The sequence below is a fragment of the Pararhizobium mangrovi genome, from assembly GCF_006516965.1.
In the GTDB taxonomy this organism is placed as follows: Bacteria; Pseudomonadota; Alphaproteobacteria; order Rhizobiales; family Rhizobiaceae; genus Pararhizobium_B; species Pararhizobium_B mangrovi.
On the sequence record NZ_VHLH01000010.1, the window covers coordinates 94762 to 112913 of the forward strand.

Here is an 18152-nt window from a genome sequence, read left to right on the forward strand (position 1 = left end):
CCGGCATCGCGTCCGGCTTCGATGCGGCGCGCACCGTTGCACTGGATGGACCTGGCGTAGGCCACCGTAATCGATGCCCGCCAGGGGGGCGGGCACCAAGGGGAGACTTGATGTCCAGAATTAAATATTACCTCAATACCCACACGAACCCGCCGGTCTTCCTGGTGTCCGGTGTGGTCATCGTCGGCCTCGTCTTTCTGGCGAGCGTCTTTCCGACCGCGTTCGGCGAATCGGCGAACGGCGTGAAGAGCTTCATCACCACCGTTTTCGGCTGGTGGTACATCCTCATCGTCAGCGCCTTCCTCATCTTCACGATCTACCTGGCCTTCAGCCGCTACGGCTCCATCAAGCTCGGCAAGGACGACGAGGAACCGGAGTGGAGCCGCTGGTCCTGGTTCTCGATGCTGTTCACGGCCGGCATGGGCATCGGCCTCGTCTATTACGGCGTCGCCGAACCCGTGATGCACTTCAAGAACCCGCCGGTCGGTCAGGGGCAGACCGCCGACGCCGCCATGGAGGCGATGAACCTCACCTATTACCACTGGGCGATGCATCCGTGGGCGATCTACATCATCGTCGGCATGTCGGTCGGCTATTTCTGCTTCCGGCATGACCTGCCGCTGCGTCCGGCCGCCGCGCTCTATCCGCTGATCGGCGAGAAGGGGCTTTACGGCTGGATCGGCAACCTCGTCGACATCCTCGCAGTATTCGGCACGCTCTTCGGACTGGCGACCTCGCTCGGCCTCGGGGCAGGGCAGATCAATACAGGCCTCAACCAGCTCTTCGGCCTGCCGGAAGGGCCGGTCGAACAGGTGTTCATCATCGCTGCCGTGACGAGCGTCGCGGTGACTTCGGTCATGCTCGGCGTCGATGCCGGTATCCGCCGGCTTTCGGTCATCAACATGTATCTCGCGATCGCGCTGGCGATCGTCGTGTTCGTCGTCGGGCCGACGCTCTTCATCCTCGACTTCACGATGGGTTCGACCGGATACTACGTCCAGAACCTCGTTCGCACGTCGCTCAGGATGTTCACCTTCAACGAGGACGGGTCGAGCTTCATGGAAAGCTGGACGCTGTTCTACTGGGGCTGGTGGATCGCGTGGTCGCCCTTCGTCGGCATGTTCATCGCCAGGGTCTCGCGTGGGCGCACCATCCGCGAGTTCATCGCCGGCTGCCTGCTCGCGCCGACGCTGGCTTCGATCGTCTGGTTCACGATCTTCGGCGGAAGCGCGCTGCACATGCTTCTGACCAAGGTTCCGGGTGCGCAAGCCCTGCTCGATGCGGGCACGACCGATTCGCTCTTCGTGCTTCTCCAGCAGCTTTCGCTTCCTTCGGTCATCGCCTGGCTCCTGTCGCTGCTCGGCGTCGTCGTGGTGGCGATCTTCTTCGCCACCTCTTCGGACTCCGGCTCGCTCGTGGTCGACATGCTGACCAATGGCGGCGATCCGGACCCGATCTGGCAGCAGCGCCTCTTCTGGGCGGTGCTCGAAGGCGTCGTCGCGGCGATCCTGCTTCTGGCCGGTGCTGCGACCGGCGGCGATCCGCTGAGCGCGTTGCAGACGGCATCCGTCAGCACGGGGTTGCCGTTCTCGATCGTCATCGCCTTCATGGCGTGGGCGCTGCTGCGTTCGCTCCGTCAGGAGCCGCGCTTTCAAAAGCCGGAGCAGCACTGGCGCCGCGAGGTCCTGAAGGATTCCGAAGTGCGCTGGGCCGGCAAGGCACGCGTCGCGCCGACGCCTTCCGACAAGGCGTGACCGGCTGACCATGCCATCGGGAGCGGCCTCCTCGTGGGGGCCGCTCTTTCCTGCCGCGGCGTTCGAGTTGCGGACGGGCACGCTCACGCTTCGCTCACGAAGGGGCGAACGCGCCTCCAAAACCGCCTCGGCACCGGGGATGATCCATCATGTGCGGGATATGCGGCGAGATACGGTTCGACGGCGAAGCGGCTTCCGCCGCGACCGTCGCTGCGATGAGCGAAGCACTCGCTCGCCGTGGGCCGGACGATTCCGGCATCGTCATGCGCGGGCGCGTCGGCTTCGGCCATCGTCGCCTCGGCATCATCGACCTTTCGGCGAACGCCAAACAGCCGATGGTAGACGCCGCCCTCGGCCTGACTATCGCCTTCAACGGCTGTATCTACAATTATTCCGAACTGCGCGAACAACTGGAAACGGCCGGCTACCGCTTCTTCTCGCACGGCGACACGGAAGTCATTCTCAAGGCCTGGCACGCGTGGGGCGAAGCGTGCCTCGAACGCTTCAACGGCATGTTCGCCTTCGTCATCCACGAGCGCGACACGGGCCGCATCGCCATGGCGCGCGATCGCTTCGGCATCAAGCCGCTTTATCTCGCCGAAAACGGCAGACGGCTGCGCTTTGCTTCTTCGCTGCCGGCGCTGCTTGCAGCCGGCGACGTCGATACGGCGCTCGATCGCATCGCGCTCGACCATTACATGGCCTTCCACGCCGTCGTTCCCGCACCGAGAACGATCCTTGCCGGCGTGCGCAAGCTGCCGCCGGCGACGCTGCGGGTGATCGAGGCCGACGGAACGCAGCGTGATACCCGCTACTGGCAAGCCCGCTTCGAGCGTGATCCGGCCGATGCGCAGATCGGCGCCGGGGAATGGCGCGACCGGGTGCTTGCCGCGCTACGGCTGGCCGTTGAACGGCGGATGGTCTCCGACGTGCCCGTCGGCGTGCTTCTTTCCGGCGGTGTCGATTCCTCGCTGATCGTCGCGCTTCTTGCCGAGGCCGGGCAGCGCGACCTGATGACGTTTTCCGTCGGCTTCGAAGAGGCGAACGGCGAGAAAGGCGACGAGTTTGCCTACTCCGACCTTGTCGCCGGGCATTTCGGGACGAACCATCGACAGATCTTCGTACCCTCGCAGCGGCTGATGTCGGTGCTGCCGGAGACCATCGCCGCCATGTCGGAGCCGATGGTCTCCTACGACAATGTCGGCTTTTATCTGCTGGCCGAGGAAGTCTCGAAGCACGTCAAGGTGGTCCAGTCGGGGCAGGGGGCGGACGAAGTGTTCGGCGGTTACCACTGGTATCCTCCGCTCGCCGGCTCGCGGGACGCACTGGCGGACTACGCGGGCATCTTCTTCGATCGCGACCACGCCACGCTGAAGCGCCAGCTCGCTTCGGGCTGGTGTCCGGACAAGGACGAGGCGCGGGCCTTCGTTGCCGAGCAGTTCGCGGCGGCCGGCGCCGAAACGGCCGTCGACAAGGCGCTGCGGCTCGACACGACTGTCATGCTGGTGGACGATCCGGTCAAGCGCGTCGACAACATGACCATGGCGTGGGGGCTGGAGGCGCGCGTGCCGTTCCTCGACCACGAGCTCGTCGAGCTTGCCGGGCGCATTCCGCCGGAAGAAAAGCTGAAGGACGGCGGCAAGGGCGTGCTCAAGGATGTCGCTCGGCTCCTCGTCCCGAACGCGGTGATCGACCGCAAGAAGGGCTATTTCCCGGTACCGCAGCTCAAATACATCGACGGTCCCTATCTCGATCTGGTGCGCGACGCGCTGACCAGCCGGCGGGCGAAGGAGCGCGGCCTCTTCGACGAGCGCTATCTGGACACGCTTTTCGCGGCGCCGGCCGAACACATCACGCCGCTTAGAGGTTCGGAACTGTGGCAGGCCGGTCTTCTGGAGATGTGGCTGCAGGCGCATGGTATCTGAGGGCAGGAGGAAGCGAAGCATCGCCATGGCCAGAACGGACAGGAAGGCGGGCGATACCGGCCAGTCCCGCCAGGCACAGGTACAGGCGCACCGGCCGGGTCGCACGCGCAAGGAAGAGACGAAGTCCGCCGTTCCCACGGGGGAAGTCGATACGGACCGCATGCGCGAGAACTTCGTGCTGGAATGCGGCTGGGGTCGGCTCCTTTTCGGGCAGACCTTTGCAACCGGCGCCGCCATGCTGGAGGCGATCCGCGACGAAGCGCCGGAGCGGCGCGACATCGCCTTTTACATTCGCGACCCGCACGTCCTGCTTTCGATGGCGCCGCAGGAGCTTTTCCTCGACCCCTCGCACACCTTCCGTCTGGATCTTGCGACTTACCAGCCGTCGAACGAGGCGCATTCGGGCTTTTGCATCCGCAGGCTCGTTTCCGAACACGATGCGGACGCCGTCAACACCATCTACGAATCCCGCGGCATGATCCCCGTTCAGCCCGCCTTCTTCTGGGCGAACCGGGAAAGCCGTGTCCTGACCTATCTCGTCGCCGAGGACGTGGCGACGGGTGCGCTCGTCGGCACGGTGACGGGCGTCGATCACGTGCAGGCTTTCGACGATCCCGAAAAGGGCACCTCGCTGTGGTGCCTCGCCGTGGACGCGCAGGCGCATGCGCCCGGTATCGGCGAAGCACTGGTACGCCGTCTCGCAGAGCACTATGCCGTGTGCGGGGCGCGGTACATGGACCTTTCCGTTCTGCACGACAACGCCCAGGCGATCGCGCTCTACGAGAAGATCGGCTTCGATCGCGTTCCGGTCTTCGCGATGAAGCGCAAGAACCCGATCAACGAGAAGCTCTACGCATCGCCGCTCGGTGACTACGACGCTCTCAACCCCTATGCGCGCATCATCGTCGACGAGGCGCGCCGGCGCGGCATCCATGCGGAGGTGACGGACCCGCAGGGCGGCTTTTTCCGCCTGACCTTCGGCGGTCGCGGCATCCGTTGCCGGGAGTCGCTGTCCGACATGACGAGCGGCGTCGCCATGTCGATCTGCGACGACAAGGCTGTCACGCGCCGCGTCGCCGCGCGCGCCGAGCTCGCGGTGCCCGAGCAGATCGAGGCCGGTGCCGACGAGGATGTGATCGCAGCTTTTCTCGAACGCCATGGAAGCGTCGTCGTCAAGCCGGCGCGCGGCGAACAGGGCCGCGGCGTCCACGTCGATCTGACGACGATGGCGGAGGTGCGAACGGCGATCGGGGCCGCGCGTCTCGTTTGCGAGCGCGTCCTCGTCGAGGCCTGCTTCAAGGGGCAGGACCTGCGCCTCGTCGTCATCGACTTCAAGCTCGTCGCCGCGGCGATCCGCCGGCCGGCCCATGTCGTCGGCGACGGCGTCCGGACGCTCGCCGATCTGATCCGGCGGCAGTCCCGTCGACGTTCGGCCGCGACGGGCGGCGAGAGTTCCATTCCACTCGATGCCGAAACGCAACGCTGCCTGGAGAGCCAGGGCATGGCCTACGACTTCGTGCCGGAGGCCGGCCGCGATGTCGCCGTACGCCGGACCGCGAACCTGCATACCGGCGGTTCGATCCACGACGTGACGGGCATCGCCCACCCCCGCCTCGTCGAGGCGGCCTGCCGCATCGCGCGCGCCATCGACATTCCCGTCGTCGGCATCGACTTCATGGTACGCGAGCCGAGCGAGCCGGACTACGTCTTCATCGAGGCGAACGAGCGGCCCGGTCTTGCCAATCACGAGCCGCAGCCGACGGCGCAGCGCTTCGTCGATCTTCTCTTTCCCTTGTCGCGACCTGAATCGGTCAGTAAGGCCATGCGCGGATGAATGCGTGCAAACCACAGGAGAAGCGGCGGTCGTGAGCGTTCTCGATATCGATGTCGACTATCTCGTCGGCCAACTGAAGGCGCTGCTCGATATTCCGAGCCCGACCGGCTACACCGACACGATCGTGCGGCACTGCTCGCAGGAGCTGAAGCGCCTCGGCCTCACCCCGGAACTGACGCGGCGCGGCGCCATTCGCGCCATTCGCCAGGGTTCGCGACGTGCCGGTGCACGTGCGCTCGTTTCGCATCTCGATACGCTCGGTGTGCAGGTCAAGGCGATCAAGGAAAACGGCCGGCTGGAACTCGTGCCGGTCGGCAACTGGTCCTCGCGCTTCGCCGAAGGTGCGCGCTGCCGCGTCTTCACGCATTCGGGCACCTATCACGGCACGATCCTGCCGCTCAAAGCCTCCGGCCACACCTTCAACGAGGAGGTGGATTCGCTGCCCGTTTCCTGGCCGAACGTGGAATTGCGCATCGACGCCGTGACGACGAGCCCTGCCGAGACCATGGCGCTCGGCATCGAGATCGGCGACATGGTCGGTGTCGATCCCGGTCAGAGCTTCATGGAGAACGGCTTCATCGTCTCGCGCCACCTCGACGACAAGGCAGGCGTCGCCGTCATGCTCGCCGCGCTCGAGGCGATGGAGCGCGAACGGGCCGCGACGCCGGTCGATATCCACTGGCTCTTCACGATCGCTGAAGAGGTCGGCGTCGGCGCGACCTCGATCCTCACCCCCGAGGTCGCCTCGATGGTCGCCGTCGACAACGGTACGTCGGCACCTGGTCAGAACTCTTCCGAGTTCGGTGTGACGCTCGCCATGGGCGACCAGACGGGGCCGTTCGACTGGCACCTGACGACCAAGCTCGTCGATCTCTGCCGGGACAACGATCTGCCCTTCCGCAAGGACGTCTTCCGCTACTACCGTTCCGACTCCGCGTCCGCGGTGGAGGCCGGCCACGACGTGCGCACCGCGCTCGCCTGCTTCGGAATCGACGGCTCGCACGGTTACGAGCGCATCCACGTCCACGCGCTCGAAACGCTCGCCAAGCTGATCGCCGCCTACGCGGTCAGCCCCGTCGAGATCGAACGCGACACGCAGAAGATGTCCGGGCTCCATGGCTTCACCGACCAGCCGACGGCCGAAGCCGATCAGCCCGCCGTGCTCGATCCGCCGGACGGGGAGGGGCAGGAGCATGCTCACATGGGGCAGGGCAAAGGAGCCCAGACCTGAAAGGCTTCAGGCGTAGCCGGTGTCGGGCCCGCCGTCAGGACCCGGCGTTGGCGCGCACCTTGCGGCGCGGTGCTTCCTGATCGATCGGTGCCACGCTTTCGAGCACCCGGCGCGGCGGAAGGATGGCGATCGCCTCCGTCCCGCGGCGAAGCTTCGAGCGAAGGACGAACTCGCCATCGTGCTTGTCGAGCACCGCCTGGACGATCGGCAGGCCGAGCCCGGTTCCCTGTTCGGCGCTCTTGATGGCGATCGCGCCCTGGCCGAACGCGGAAAGCACGAGCGGTATCTCCTCCTCGGGAATGCCCGGGCCGTTGTCCTTGATGCTGACATACTGCCCGCCGCCGGCCGTCCAGCCGACCTTCACCTCGATCGAACCGTTCTGCGGGGTGAACTTGACGGCGTTGGAAAGAAGGTTGAGCACGACCTGGCGCAGCGCCCGCTCGTCCACCCAGACGGCGGGCAGCTTCTGTTCGAAGCGGCTCGTAATGGTGATGTCCTTCGCCCGCGCGCGAAGCTGCACCATGCCGATGCAATCCTCGGCGAGCTCGCGGAGCTCGATCGCCTCTTCCTGCAGTTCGTATCGTCCCGCCTCGATGCGCGAAAGGTCGAGGATCTCGTTGATCAGGTCGAGGAGGTGCGCGCCGGAACGATGGATGTCGCCGACATAGTCGCGATAGGTGTCGTTCTCCATCGGTCCGAGCACGCCGTCCTTCATGACCTGCGAGAAGCCAAGGATCGCGTTCAGGGGCGTGCGCAGCTCGTGGCTCATCGAGGCGAGGAAGCGCGATTTCGCGAGGTTCGCTTCTTCGGCACGCCGTCGCGCCTCGTCGGAGAGCGAATTGGCGACCTCGAGTTCGGCGATCAGGCTATCCTTTTCCGACTGGAACGAGAGAAGCTTGACGTGGGAATCGTGCATGCGGCCGGCGACGAACTCGAAGAAGCCGAGCGCGCCTGCCATGACGGCGAAGATGCCGATCTCGTAAGGGCCGCGGGTGAGTGCGGCTTCGACGGCGAGCGCGGCGACGGGCGGCGTGAAGGCAAGGGGCACCGCGCCACGGATCGTGAAGCTCGACATCGCCGTCATCGCAAGTGCGACGAGCAGCATCAGCCCCTTCAAAAGCAGGAAGGCCGGTCCGTCGCAGTCGGCGCAGCCGATGACGGCGAACCAGGTCCAGCAGAGGCCGACGACGATGTGGGCGGCAAGGAAACGCCGGCGCCAGCGGGACGAATCGGCAGCCGAAAGGTCGTGTGGCGTCCGCCGCGCCACGAGCGTCACGCCCGCATAGACGACAAGCGTGACGATGACCCATGCCACGAGATTGAGCGTGTGCAGGAAATAGACGCTGAGCGCGCCGGCGAGGATGACGAGCAGGGGTGCGGCGGCCGCGTTCTGCAGGAGGGCGTTGGCATGCAGCAGCGTCATTTCGCGACGGAACTGCGGGCCGGAAGCGAGCGTGCCGGTCTGCAGTTTCTCGCGGGTCGCCCGGATCGCACGGGTCAGCGGCGCGTTGGCACTCGCGCGCGAGCGATCGACGATGTTCTTGTCCGCGGGTTGGCCGGGGGCGAAATCCATGAAATGCCGAGTGATGCTTGAGCGTTTCTTCGAGGCTAAGCGGCAATGATTAAGAAGATGCTGACCCGGCATGAAAGTGCCCGCCGAATGCGGCTCAAGGTTGCGTTCGATCGCCGGGGAGGCAACGCATGAGTGCCGGCGATGCCGTGGCGGCCGGCGAACTGGCGCGGCGCGTGCGGGCATGCCGGATCTGCCGCGACGCGCCGGCACCGGGCCGACCACCGCTGCCGCACGAACCGCGTCCGGTATGCCGGCCTTCGGCAAGCGCGCGCCTGCTCGTCGCAGGCCAGGCGCCCGGGCGGCGGGTTCACGAGACGGGACTGCCCTTCAACGACGCTTCCGGCGACCGGCTTCGCACATGGCTCGGCATCGACCGCGAGACGTTCTACGATCCGGCGCGCATCGCCATCGTGCCAATGGCGTTCTGCTTTCCCGGCAACGACGCGAAGGGTGGCGATCTTCCGCCGCGGCGCGAATGCGTCGCGACGTGGCACGACGATCTGATGGCGACGATGGGCCAGATCGAGCTCGTGCTCGCGATCGGTGCATACGCGCAGCGCTACCATCTCGGCCGGCGATGCCGCGCGAGCCTGACGGAGACCGTCGCGAGCTGGCGCGAGACCGTCGTGGAAGACGTGTCTCCGCGGGTCCTGCCGCTGCCGCACCCATCCTGGCGCAACACGGGCTGGCTGAAGCGCAATCCGTGGTTCGAAGCGGATGTCCTGCCCTTTCTTCGCAGCGAGGTGGCGCGCCTGGTCCGCTGAACGGTTGCAAGCATGGGATTCCCACATGGTGCCGCTCGAGGGATGGAATTTCTTTGCGCTACGCAAAGCGCTGCCTTAAGGAGATGGAATATCCAACGGCGCGAGTATTCTCATGGACCGTCTCGATCGCAAGATCCTGCGCCTTCTTCAGGATAACGCGACCTACGCCGTCGCCGACATCGCCAAGAAGGTCGGCCTGTCGACGACGCCGTGCTGGCGGCGCATCCAGCGGCTCGAGGAAAGCGGCGTCATCCGCAAGCGTGTCGCGCTGCTCGATCCGGCAAGCGTGAACGCGCGCGTCACCGTCTTCGTGGCGATCCGCACCGGCACGCACAGCACCGAATGGCTGAAGCGCTTTTCGGAGGTCGTGGTCGATTTTCCCGAAGTGGTCGAGTTCTATCGCATGAGCGGCGACGTCGACTACCTGCTGCGCGTCGTCGTGCCCGACATCGAGGCCTACGACGCCTTTTACAAGCGGCTGATCCAGAAGATCGAGATCCGGGACGTCTCGTCCTCCTTCGCGATGGAGCAGATCAAGTACACGACGCAGTTGCCGCTCGACTACATGGTCGTGGAGCCGGGCAGGGGCGAAACGACCGCCTGACCGACCGACGGCGCTTTCCTCGCGCCTTTACGCTGCCGGTTCGCCTGTTACCTTCGCGGCAGGTCAGGGAGATTCCATATGGAACGATTCGCCACCGGGAAGGACGCGGCACTCGCGCGCCGTCCGGATGCGCCGCTTTACTGTTTTCGTCCGGCGGTGCTGCGGGCCGACGCGCAGCGTTTCATGTCGCTCTTTCCGGGCGAAACCGCTTACGCCGTCAAGACGAACGGCGAGCCGATGGTGCTTTCGACGCTCGTGGAGGCCGGCGTGAAGACCTTCGACGTCGCGTCGCCCGGCGAGTTCGAGGCCGTGCGTGCGGCCTCGCCGGATGCGGAAATGCTCTACATGCACCCGATCAAGGCGCAATCCGACATTCGCCTTGCACTCGAGACCTACGGCATCCGAACGCTGGCACTCGACCACGAGGACGAGATCGCCAAGGTGTTGCGGATCGTCCGCGCGCTCGATCTCGATCCCGGCGACATCACCATCTATGTGCGGCTTCAGACGAAGGGGCACGCACTCTACGAACTTTCCAAGAAGTTCGGCGCCGCACCCGGCCACTCGGTCGAGCTCGTCAAGCGGCTCGACCGGATCGGCTTCAAGGTGGGGCTGTGCTTCCATGTCGGCAGCCAGATCGAGGAGACGGAAACCTACGAACGCGCGCTCGCCTCGGCGGATTGGGTGCGCGGGCGGGCGGGCGTCGAGCTTGCCGGGCTCGATCTCGGCGGCGGTTTCCCCGCCGATTACGGGCAGGATCCGAGGGCGAAGCGCCCGACGCTGCCGGATCTCGACGCGCTGATGGGAAGCCTTCGCGACAACATCCGCGAATGGGACTTTCAGGATCTTCCGCTCGTCGCCGAGCCGGGCAGGGTTGTCGTGGCGCGCGCCTTCTCGCTGATCTGCCGCGTGCTGCTTCGAAAGGGCAAGCGGCTTTATATCAACGACGGCATCTGGGCTTCGCTTTCGGATAGCTGGACCGGCAAGATCACGCTGCCGGCCCGCTTCATTCCCGATCCGGCCCGCAAGACCCGGGCGGGCGACGCGAACCGGAACGTTCCCTTCAAGGTGTGCGGTGCCACCTGCGATTCGGTCGACATTCTCTCGCGGCCATTCTGGCTGCCCGACACGGTCGATACGGGCGACTGGATCGAGATCGGCCACATCGGCGCCTATTCGCTCGCCCTGCGCACGCGCTTCAACGGCTTTTATTCGGACGATTTCGTCGAGGTGGAAACCGCCTTCGCCGACAACGGCGCGCCGGACGGCTATGCGAGCCTGGAGACGATGGCCGACTGATCACCGGACGGTCGAGGGCGCCGCTCAATCCTGCGAAGCGCGCGCCGTCATGCGATAGGCAAGCAGGATCGGCACGAACGTCACGGCAGTGACCACGAGCACGATGACGTTCACCTCTGGCAGCTTCTGGCCGAGCCGGATCGCGCCGAAGATCCACAGGGGCAGCGTGTTCTGCGCGCCGGCGGTAAAGGTCGTCACGATCACCTCGTCGAAGGAAAGCGCGAAGGCGAGCAGGCCGCCGGCGATCAGCGCCGTCGAGATCGAAGGGAAGGTGACCCGGCGAAACGTCGTCCACGCATTCGCTCCGAGATCCATCGACGCTTCGGAAAGCGAGGCGGAGACACGCCGCAACCGTGCGAGCACGTTGTTGTAGACGATGACGATGCAGAACGTCGTATGGCCGATGACGATCGTCCAGAAGCTCAGGGGCAGGTGCCAGAAGACGAAGAACGAGTTGAGCGCCATGCCCGTGATGATGCCGGGCAGCGCGATCGGCAGGACGACGATGAAGGAGAGCGCCTCGCGCCCGTAGAAGCGGAAGCGATGGACCGCGAAGGCCGCCATCGTTCCGAGACACACCGAAAGGATCGTCGCGATCACCCCCGCCTTGACGGAAAGCCACAGCGCCATGCGCACCTCGCGATTGGCAAAGGTCTCGGGAAACCATTTGAGGCTGAAGCCGGGGATCGGCCAGCTTTGCACGTTCGAGGCGTTGAACGCGTAGAGCAGGATGATCCCGATCGGGATGAAGAGGAAGGCGAGCACGCCGACGACCCAGGCGCCGAGAAGGATGCGGGTGAGGCGGCTTTCCATCGTCACATCACCTCGAAGGCGCCGATGCGGCGCGCGAGCCACAGATAGAGCGCCATCATGACGAGCGGCACCGTCGCGTAGGCGGCGGCGAAGGGAATGTTGTTGGCGACGCCGACATTGGCGTAGACGACGTTACCGATGAAATCCGAGCCCGGCCCGCCGACGAGGACGGGCGTGATGTAGTCGCCGAGCGTGAGCGAGAAGGTGAAGATCGAGCCGGCGACGAGGCCGGGCATGGCAAGCGGCAGGACGACTTTGCGCAACGTGCGCAGGCCGCGGCCGCCGAGATCCTGCGAAGCCTCGAAATAGGAGTTCGGAACGCGTTCCAGCGCCGCGAAGACCGGCATGATCATGAAGGGCAGCCAGATATAGCTGAAGACGATCCACATCGCCCAGTTCGAATAGCCGATCGCAAGCGAGGGCAGGCCGACGAGCGAGAGCGCCCAGTTAAGCGCACCGTCATGAGCGAGGATCAGCCGCCATGCATAGACCCGTGCAAGGTAGCTCGACCAGAGCGGCAGGACGACGAGCGTCGTCAGCACGAGGCGCAAGCGCGGCCCCGCGATGCGCGCCATGAAATAGGCGACCGGGAAGGCGAGGATCGCATCCGTCACCGTGACGGCAGCGGCGATGAGGACTGTCCGGTAGACGATGTGGCGATAGGTCGGAAGCGTCGCCACGTCCTGGAAGTTCTGGAAGGTGAAGTCCCGCACGACTTCGCCGGTGAACGGATCGACGGACCAGAAGGCGGCGACGAAGAGAACCGCGAGCGCCGCGATGTAGATCAGCAGGAACCAGGCGAGCGGCGGCACGACGAGTGCGGAGAGCGCGGCGAATGGCCGGCGCCACAGAAGCGCCGAGAGGCGGCGAAGCCCGCCACCCCCCGTGCGCGTTGCCGGCCATTCCGCCGTCGTCATGCGAGCCGCCGCTTCGTCTCTTCGGCCATGGTCAGCCCTTCACCTGCTGCCATGCGCGCTGCCAGTCGGAATAGCTCGTACACTTCTTCGAGCCGTCGGCGCATTGCGGCAGCGGCGTGCGCCAGAAATGGATCTGCTTGAAGTAGGATGCCGGCGCGTTGAGGTGGTACTTCTCGCACGCACCCGCCTCGATCGCGTTCATCGGGTCGCAGGCCTTCTTGTTGGCCGGCGTCTCGCCGAAATAGATCGCCTGCTGGGCCTGCACCTTCGGTGTCGAGACGTAGCGCATGAATTTGTAGGCGCAGTTCACATGCTTCGACTTTGCCGAAAGCATCCAGCTGTCCGCCCAGCCCGTGGCGCCTTCCTTCGGGATGGTGTCCTTGACGTTCACCTTGTCGGCCTGAAGCGCGTTCGTCGTATAGGGCCACGCGGCACCGATCACGGCGTCGCCGTTCTTGAAGAGTTCGATCTCGTCGGAGGCGAGCGCCCAGTATTTCTTGATGAGCGGACGCTGCTTCTTGAGCAGGTCGGCAGCCGCCGACAACTGCTCCTGCGTCAGTTCGTAGGGATCCTTAATGCCGAGATCCGGCTTGGTGCTCATCAGATAGACGGCGGCGTCGGCGATCTGGATCGGGTTGTCCGGAACGGTGATCTTGCCCTTGTATTTTTCGTCGTAGATCGCCTGCCAGCTCTCGGGCGCCGTGTCGATCTTGTCGGCGTTCCACAGGAGGACGTTCGGACCCCATTCATAGGAAATGCCGTAATGAAAGTCGTTCAGCGTGTTGTGCGGCGGTGATTTCAGCTCGTCGATGAAATCCTTCCACTCGGGAATGAGGTCGACGTCGATCGGCTGCACGTCGCCGCCATAGACGAGGCGCAGCGACGCGTCGCCCGAAGCCGAGACGAGATCGTATTCGCCGCCGCCGCCCGAGCGCATCAGCGCCACCATCTCGTCGGACGAGCCGGCATATTTGCGGTGGACGGTGCAGCCCGTCTCGCTTTCGAAGGGCTTGATCCAGTCGTCCTGCGCGTAGCCCTCCCAGGCCACGATGTTGAGATCGCCTTCGCCCTTGCCGATCTGGTCGGGATAGTTCGCCGAAACCGGTGCGGCGAAGGCGTTGAGCGGGATCGCCGTCATCGCCAGTGCGGCAAGCGCGCGGCCTGCGGGTCTGAAACGCCGTGTCATGTCTGCTTCTCCATTGTTTGCCGTTCCCCTGGCAGAGCGAAGACGTTCGCCTTCCTCCATGCAACCGTGACCGGCTGACCGCGCGCCGCTGCGAGCGTGCTCGCCGGTCCTTCCGCGTTCTGTTCGACCGAAACGACCGTCTCGCCGGCATCGAGGCGGACGATGTGGCGGGTATAAAGGCCGAGATAGACGGACTCGGCGATCCGGCCCGTCTCGACGTGCCAGCCTTCGCCGGTGAACGCCTCCGCCGATCGCGCGATGTGAACCTTTTCCGGCCGCAGCACGAGACGGTCGCCGCCGCGCTCGACGAGCGACGACGTTCCGACGAAACCAGCGACGAATTCGGACTTCGGCTTCTCGTAGACCTCGCTCGGACTGCCGATCTGTTCGATCCGCCCGTCGTTGAAGACGGCGATGCGGTCGGACATCGACAGCGCTTCCTCCTGATCGTGCGTGACGTAGAGGAAGGTGATGCCGATCTCCTCCTGAATATGTTTCAGTTCGAGCTGCATTTCCTGGCGAAGCTTGAGATCGAGCGCGCCGAGGGGCTCGTCCAGGAGGAGCAGGCGAGGGCGGTTGACGATGGCGCGCGCCAGACCGACACGCTGACGCTGGCCGCCGGAAAGGGCAGACGGAGAACGATCCGCGAAGCGCTCGAGCTGCACCATGCGCAAGGCTTCCGCCACGCGCTTGCCACGTTCTTCACGCGCGACACGTTTCGCCTCCAGACCGTAGGCGATGTTTTCCGCGACACTCATATGCGGGAAGAGCGCATAGTCCTGGAAGACCGTGTTGACGTCGCGCTTGAAGGGCGCGAGCCGCGCGACATCGCGTCCGTCGAGGCGGACCGAACCGGAATCGGGACGTTCGAAGCCTGCGATCAGGCGCAGCGTCGTCGTCTTGCCCGAGCCGGAGGGCCCGAGCAGCGTGAAGAATTCGCCGCGCCGGATCGACAGGTCGACGGAATGCAGGGCGACGGTGCCCTTGAAGGATTTGGCGAGCCCTTCGACCTCGAGCAGCGTGTCGGCCGCCTCCGTCCGGTCGCGATCGGCCTCGTGCGATGCCGTCTTCGTCAGCACGCGCCCGTTCCCCTCAATGCTTGATCATCACGTGGCGGGCGGTCGTGTAGTCCTCCAGCGAATACATCGACATGTCCTTGCCGTAGCCCGACATCTTCATGCCGCCATGGGGCATCTCGTTGACGAGCGCGAAATGCGTGTTGATCCATGTGCAGCCATATTGCAGCCGTGCTGCGGTGCGCATCGCCTTCGAAATATCGCTTGTCCAGACCGACGAGGCGAGCCCGTATTCGGAATCGTTTGCCCAGGCGATCGCTTCGTCCGGCTCGGAAAACCGGGTGACGGAGACGACCGGACCGAACACCTCGCGCTGGACGATCTCGTCCTCCTGCCGCGCGCCGGCGATCAGCGTCGGCTCGTAGAAGAAGCCCGCACCGTCCGGCTGCTTTCCACCGGTGACGATCTCCATGTGGCTTTCCGCGCGCGCCCGCTCGACGAAGCTCGCGACCCGGCCACGCTGGCGCTCGCTGATCAGCGGGCCGATCTCGACATCCTCGTCCTGCCGGCCGTAGCGGATGCCGGAGACGGCGGAAGCGAGATCGGCGACGAGCTTGTCGTGGACTTTCGCTCCCGCGTAGATGCGGCAGGCGGCGGTGCAGTCCTGCCCGGCGTTGAAATAGCCGAAGAGGCGCACCCCTTCGACGACCTCGGCGATGTCGGCATCGTCATAGACGATGACGGGCGCCTTGCCGCCGAGTTCGAGATGGGTGCGCTTGATCGATTTCGACGCCATTTCGAGAACCTTGCGGCCGGTGGCGATGTCGCCGGTGAGCGAAACCATCCGCACGCGTGGATCCGAAACGAGCGCGGCACCAACCGTGTCGCCGCGCCCGAGCACGAGGTTGAAGACGCCCTCGGGAAGGATGCCGGCGGCGATCTCGGCGAATTTCAATGCCGTCAGCGGCGTCTGCTCGGACGGCTTCATGACGACGGTGTTGCCGGCGGCAAGGGCCGGCGCGACCTTCCACGACAGCATCATCAGCGGATAGTTCCACGGTGCGATCGAGCCGACGACGCCGACCGGATCGCGCCGGATCATGCTCGTATGGCCGGCCATGTATTCGCCGGCGGCACTGGCATGGAGCGTGCGCGCGGCACCTGCGAAGAAGCGGAAGCAGTCGACCGTCGCCGGGATCTCCTCGTCGCGCGCCTGCGCGAAGGGCTTGCCGCAATTGTCGCTCTCGAGGCGGGCGAACTCGTCGGTCTTCGCCTCGATCGCGTCGGCGAGCTTCAGGAGCATGGCGGAGCGTTCGCCGGGCGTCAGTCCGGCCCAACCGGAAAAGGCGCGGTCGGCCGCTTCGATCGCGGTCTTCACCTGACCTTCGCTGGCACTCGCGAGGCTTTCGATCGCCTCGCCGGTCGCCGGATTGATCACGGTCTCCGGCGCGGCCTCGCCCTCGACCATCGCGTTTCCGATCAGCATCGTTCGAACTCCCTGCATGCGATGCCGGGAATGCTACGAGCGTTCGATCTATAAGCAAAATCTGAAATTATGCGGCCGGCATTCGGATTTTCCGATACCCGGAGCATTTCCAGCCAGACCGATCCAGTCTGGCGCCGCGAACGATGCGCAAGACGAGAAGATGGAGCGTCGGACTTGATCCAGTCGGGTCGCGGAGCGTTCTAGCGGCGCGGTCGCCCTTGGCCGTAATCGCGGCTGAGTTCGATAAAATGGCGAACCGGTTCGCCAAGCGGCATACCGCGTCTCCATGCAAGGCCAATATCGACGGTATGAACCGCACCGGTGAGGTAGCGCGCTTCGATCCGGTCGCCCTCGAGGGAGAACGGCCGGTAGGCGACGTCCGGCAGCATGGCGATGCCCACCCCCGTGCCGACGAGGCTGCGGATCGCCTCGACGGAATCGCTCTTCATCGCGACCGGCGGATGGAAGCCGCCGCCGTCGCGCCAGAGCCGCGCGGTTGTATCGGCGAGTTCGTCCATCGTCAGCATGACGAAGGGCTCGTTCGCGAGATGGTCGAATTCGAGCGAGGAATGCGTAAGCAGCGCATGCCGTTCGGGCAGCCACACGCGAAACGGCGAACGCAGCAGGATCTCGCTCTGCAGGCCCTGATGGTCGACAAGGTTGGAGACCACGAGAAGCCCGACATCGATCTCGCCGCCGACGAGAAGATGTTCGAGATAGGCGCGATCGTCCTCGACGACGCGAACGGCGATGTTCTGGAAGACGCGCCGGAAGCGGGCGAGAAGATCGGCGAGATAGTAGCCCGACACCATACGCGTCACACCGATATTCAGTTCGCCGGCGACGTTTTCCGGCCTGAGCCGCACCGTGTTGCGCGCGTCGGCGACGGCCGCGAGGATCAGCCGGGAATGACGCAGCAGCCGGTGCCCCTCGTGCGTCAGCCGCATGCCCTTTTGATGCCGCGCGAAAAGCGGCGATCCCATCTCCTCCTCGAGCGACTGGATCGCCGCCGTGATCGCCGATTGCGAAATGCCGACGCGCATGGCCGCACGCGAGATCGAGCCCGTTTCGGCCACGAGCGAAAAGTAGCGAAACTGGCGCAGCGTCAGCGATTGGGGACCGTCTTTGGCCAACAGCATCTCGTAACGAACGGCGTTCGTCGGGAGGTTTAGCGGCAAACCGGCGACGGGGACAGCGGTTCGCCCATCGCCGTCGCCCGCCGCCGGTCAGACGTCGTTCGCCTCGAGCTGGTGCTCGAGGGGCGTGCCCGCCGCGGCGTCGACGGGGAAATGACAGGCGACGCTGCGTCCGTTGCCGCCGTGGCGACGAAGCGGCGGGCGTTCGGCGCGGCACCGGTCGCTGGCGATCGGGCAGCGCGTCGAAAACTTTCAGCCCTTCGGCGGGTTTACGGCATTCGGGATCTCGCCTTCGAGAATGATGCGCGAACCGCGGATCGCGGGATCGGGCGCGTGTAGTGCCTGCGAAAGCGCTTTGGTGATACAGCGCGAGGTCGGCTTCGCCATGCCGCTCAGGCGGTCGTAGCGGACGAGCGTGCTGCCGGGCTGCAGCACCCGGGCGAGGCTGCTCCCCCGTATGTCGCCGATCGGCACGCCATGCGGATCTGCCACGAGCCTTTCGAGCAGGCGCAGCCCATCGTCATCGAGGAGGCCGACGAATGCCGAAAGCAGGCTCTGCGCGTGCCGGCTCACGGCGAGCCGAACCCGTGCTCGTCCCGGCGGGCCGAAACGAG

At 65.4% G+C, this 18152-nt stretch carries 15 protein-coding genes; 7 read left to right on the forward strand and 8 right to left on the reverse strand.

What is annotated here, in order from left to right; all coding sequences use genetic code 11:
- Positions 1–110 precede the first annotated feature (110 nt).
- The 4 genes from FJU11_RS07290 to FJU11_RS07305 all read left to right on the forward strand — a co-directional run bounded on the left by FJU11_RS07290 (position 111) and on the right by FJU11_RS07305 (position 6744).
- On the forward strand, positions 111–1754 hold the full coding sequence (locus tag FJU11_RS07290; RefSeq protein ID WP_141166377.1) for a BCCT family transporter: 1644 nt from the start codon (positions 111–113) through the stop codon (positions 1752–1754).
- 149 nt (positions 1755–1903) lie between these two features.
- Positions 1904–3679 (forward strand): N-acetylglutaminylglutamine amidotransferase, encoded by a 1776-nt coding sequence (locus FJU11_RS07295; protein ID WP_141166378.1) that lies wholly within the window; start codon positions 1904–1906, stop codon positions 3677–3679.
- Between the two features lie 25 nt (positions 3680–3704).
- Entirely contained in the window at positions 3705–5513 is a 1809-nt protein-coding gene (ngg, locus tag FJU11_RS07300) for an N-acetylglutaminylglutamine synthetase (RefSeq protein WP_141166379.1), read from the forward strand.
- Between the two features lie 31 nt (positions 5514–5544).
- Positions 5545–6744: an osmoprotectant NAGGN system M42 family peptidase gene (locus FJU11_RS07305; protein ID WP_141166380.1), complete on the forward strand. Its 1200-nt coding sequence runs from the start codon at positions 5545–5547 to the stop codon at positions 6742–6744.
- A gap of 34 nt (positions 6745–6778) precedes the next feature.
- On the opposite strand, the gene FJU11_RS07310 is transcribed toward FJU11_RS07305, so the two are convergent.
- Entirely contained in the window at positions 6779–8317 is a 1539-nt protein-coding gene (locus FJU11_RS07310) for a sensor histidine kinase (RefSeq protein ID WP_141166381.1), read from the reverse strand.
- A 128-nt stretch (positions 8318–8445) separates the two neighbouring features.
- Here FJU11_RS07310 and FJU11_RS07315 point away from each other — a divergent pair, with 128 nt between their 5' ends.
- The 3 genes from FJU11_RS07315 to FJU11_RS07325 all read left to right on the forward strand — a co-directional run bounded on the left by FJU11_RS07315 (position 8446) and on the right by FJU11_RS07325 (position 10984).
- The gene (locus FJU11_RS07315) at positions 8446–9081 is read left to right on the forward strand and encodes a uracil-DNA glycosylase family protein (RefSeq protein WP_141166382.1); all 636 of its coding nucleotides are present in this window, start codon (positions 8446–8448) and stop codon (positions 9079–9081) included.
- 112 nt (positions 9082–9193) lie between these two features.
- Positions 9194–9685 (forward strand): Lrp/AsnC family transcriptional regulator, encoded by a 492-nt coding sequence (locus FJU11_RS07320; protein WP_141166383.1) that lies wholly within the window; start codon positions 9194–9196, stop codon positions 9683–9685.
- A gap of 78 nt (positions 9686–9763) precedes the next feature.
- Positions 9764–10984 (forward strand): alanine racemase, encoded by a 1221-nt coding sequence (locus FJU11_RS07325; RefSeq protein ID WP_141166384.1) that lies wholly within the window; start codon positions 9764–9766, stop codon positions 10982–10984.
- A gap of 24 nt (positions 10985–11008) precedes the next feature.
- Here the strand turns inward: FJU11_RS07325 and FJU11_RS07330 are convergent, their stop codons facing one another.
- The 7 genes from FJU11_RS07330 to FJU11_RS07360 all read right to left on the reverse strand — a co-directional run bounded on the left by FJU11_RS07330 (position 11009) and on the right by FJU11_RS07360 (position 18111).
- On the reverse strand, positions 11009–11797 hold the full coding sequence (locus tag FJU11_RS07330; protein WP_141166385.1) for an ABC transporter permease: 789 nt from the start codon (positions 11795–11797) through the stop codon (positions 11009–11011).
- A 2-nt stretch (positions 11798–11799) separates the two neighbouring features.
- Positions 11800–12714, reverse strand: coding sequence for an ABC transporter permease (locus FJU11_RS07335; protein WP_141166386.1), 915 nt, complete (start codon positions 12712–12714; stop codon positions 11800–11802).
- A 31-nt stretch (positions 12715–12745) separates the two neighbouring features.
- Positions 12746–13900, reverse strand: a complete 1155-nt coding sequence (locus FJU11_RS07340) for an ABC transporter substrate-binding protein (protein ID WP_210242854.1) — start codon at positions 13898–13900, stop codon at positions 12746–12748.
- Positions 13897–14919: an ABC transporter ATP-binding protein gene (locus FJU11_RS07345; protein WP_141166412.1), complete on the reverse strand. Its 1023-nt coding sequence runs from the start codon at positions 14917–14919 to the stop codon at positions 13897–13899. The genes FJU11_RS07340 and FJU11_RS07345 overlap by 4 nt, the downstream gene beginning before the upstream one ends.
- A gap of 73 nt (positions 14920–14992) precedes the next feature.
- Positions 14993–16402 carry a gamma-aminobutyraldehyde dehydrogenase gene (locus tag FJU11_RS07350; RefSeq protein WP_141166387.1) on the reverse strand — a complete coding sequence of 470 codons (1410 nt, stop codon included), beginning with the start codon at positions 16400–16402 and terminating at the stop codon, positions 14993–14995.
- A gap of 200 nt (positions 16403–16602) precedes the next feature.
- The gene (locus tag FJU11_RS07355) at positions 16603–17535 is read right to left on the reverse strand and encodes a LysR substrate-binding domain-containing protein (protein ID WP_235890881.1); all 933 of its coding nucleotides are present in this window, start codon (positions 17533–17535) and stop codon (positions 16603–16605) included.
- A gap of 255 nt (positions 17536–17790) precedes the next feature.
- Entirely contained in the window at positions 17791–18111 is a 321-nt protein-coding gene (locus tag FJU11_RS07360; RefSeq protein ID WP_141166389.1) for a hypothetical protein, read from the reverse strand.
- Between the last annotated feature and the right edge of the window lie 41 nt (positions 18112–18152).

What these genes read in the sequence shown, in the direction of transcription:
- FJU11_RS07315 (WP_141166382.1), top strand. Translation starts at nt 8,446, where the DNA reads ATGAGTGCCGGCGATGCCGTGGCGGCCGGCGAACTGGCGCGGCGCGTG.
- FJU11_RS07320 (WP_141166383.1), top strand. Translation starts at nt 9,194, where the DNA reads ATGGACCGTCTCGATCGCAAGATCCTGCGCCTTCTTCAGGATAACGCG.
- FJU11_RS07340 (WP_210242854.1), bottom strand. Translation starts at nt 13,900, where the DNA reads ATGACACGGCGTTTCAGACCCGCAGGCCGCGCGCTTGCCGCACTGGCG.
- FJU11_RS07350 (WP_141166387.1), bottom strand. Translation starts at nt 16,402, where the DNA reads ATGCTGATCGGAAACGCGATGGTCGAGGGCGAGGCCGCGCCGGAGACC.
- ngg (WP_141166379.1), top strand. Translation starts at nt 3,705, where the DNA reads ATGGCCAGAACGGACAGGAAGGCGGGCGATACCGGCCAGTCCCGCCAG.
- FJU11_RS07295 (WP_141166378.1), top strand. Translation starts at nt 1,904, where the DNA reads ATGTGCGGGATATGCGGCGAGATACGGTTCGACGGCGAAGCGGCTTCC.
- FJU11_RS07335 (WP_141166386.1), bottom strand. Translation starts at nt 12,714, where the DNA reads ATGACGACGGCGGAATGGCCGGCAACGCGCACGGGGGGTGGCGGGCTT.
- FJU11_RS07310 (WP_141166381.1), bottom strand. Translation starts at nt 8,317, where the DNA reads ATGGATTTCGCCCCCGGCCAACCCGCGGACAAGAACATCGTCGATCGC.
- FJU11_RS07330 (WP_141166385.1), bottom strand. Translation starts at nt 11,797, where the DNA reads ATGGAAAGCCGCCTCACCCGCATCCTTCTCGGCGCCTGGGTCGTCGGC.
- FJU11_RS07325 (WP_141166384.1), top strand. Translation starts at nt 9,764, where the DNA reads ATGGAACGATTCGCCACCGGGAAGGACGCGGCACTCGCGCGCCGTCCG.
- FJU11_RS07290 (WP_141166377.1), top strand. Translation starts at nt 111, where the DNA reads ATGTCCAGAATTAAATATTACCTCAATACCCACACGAACCCGCCGGTC.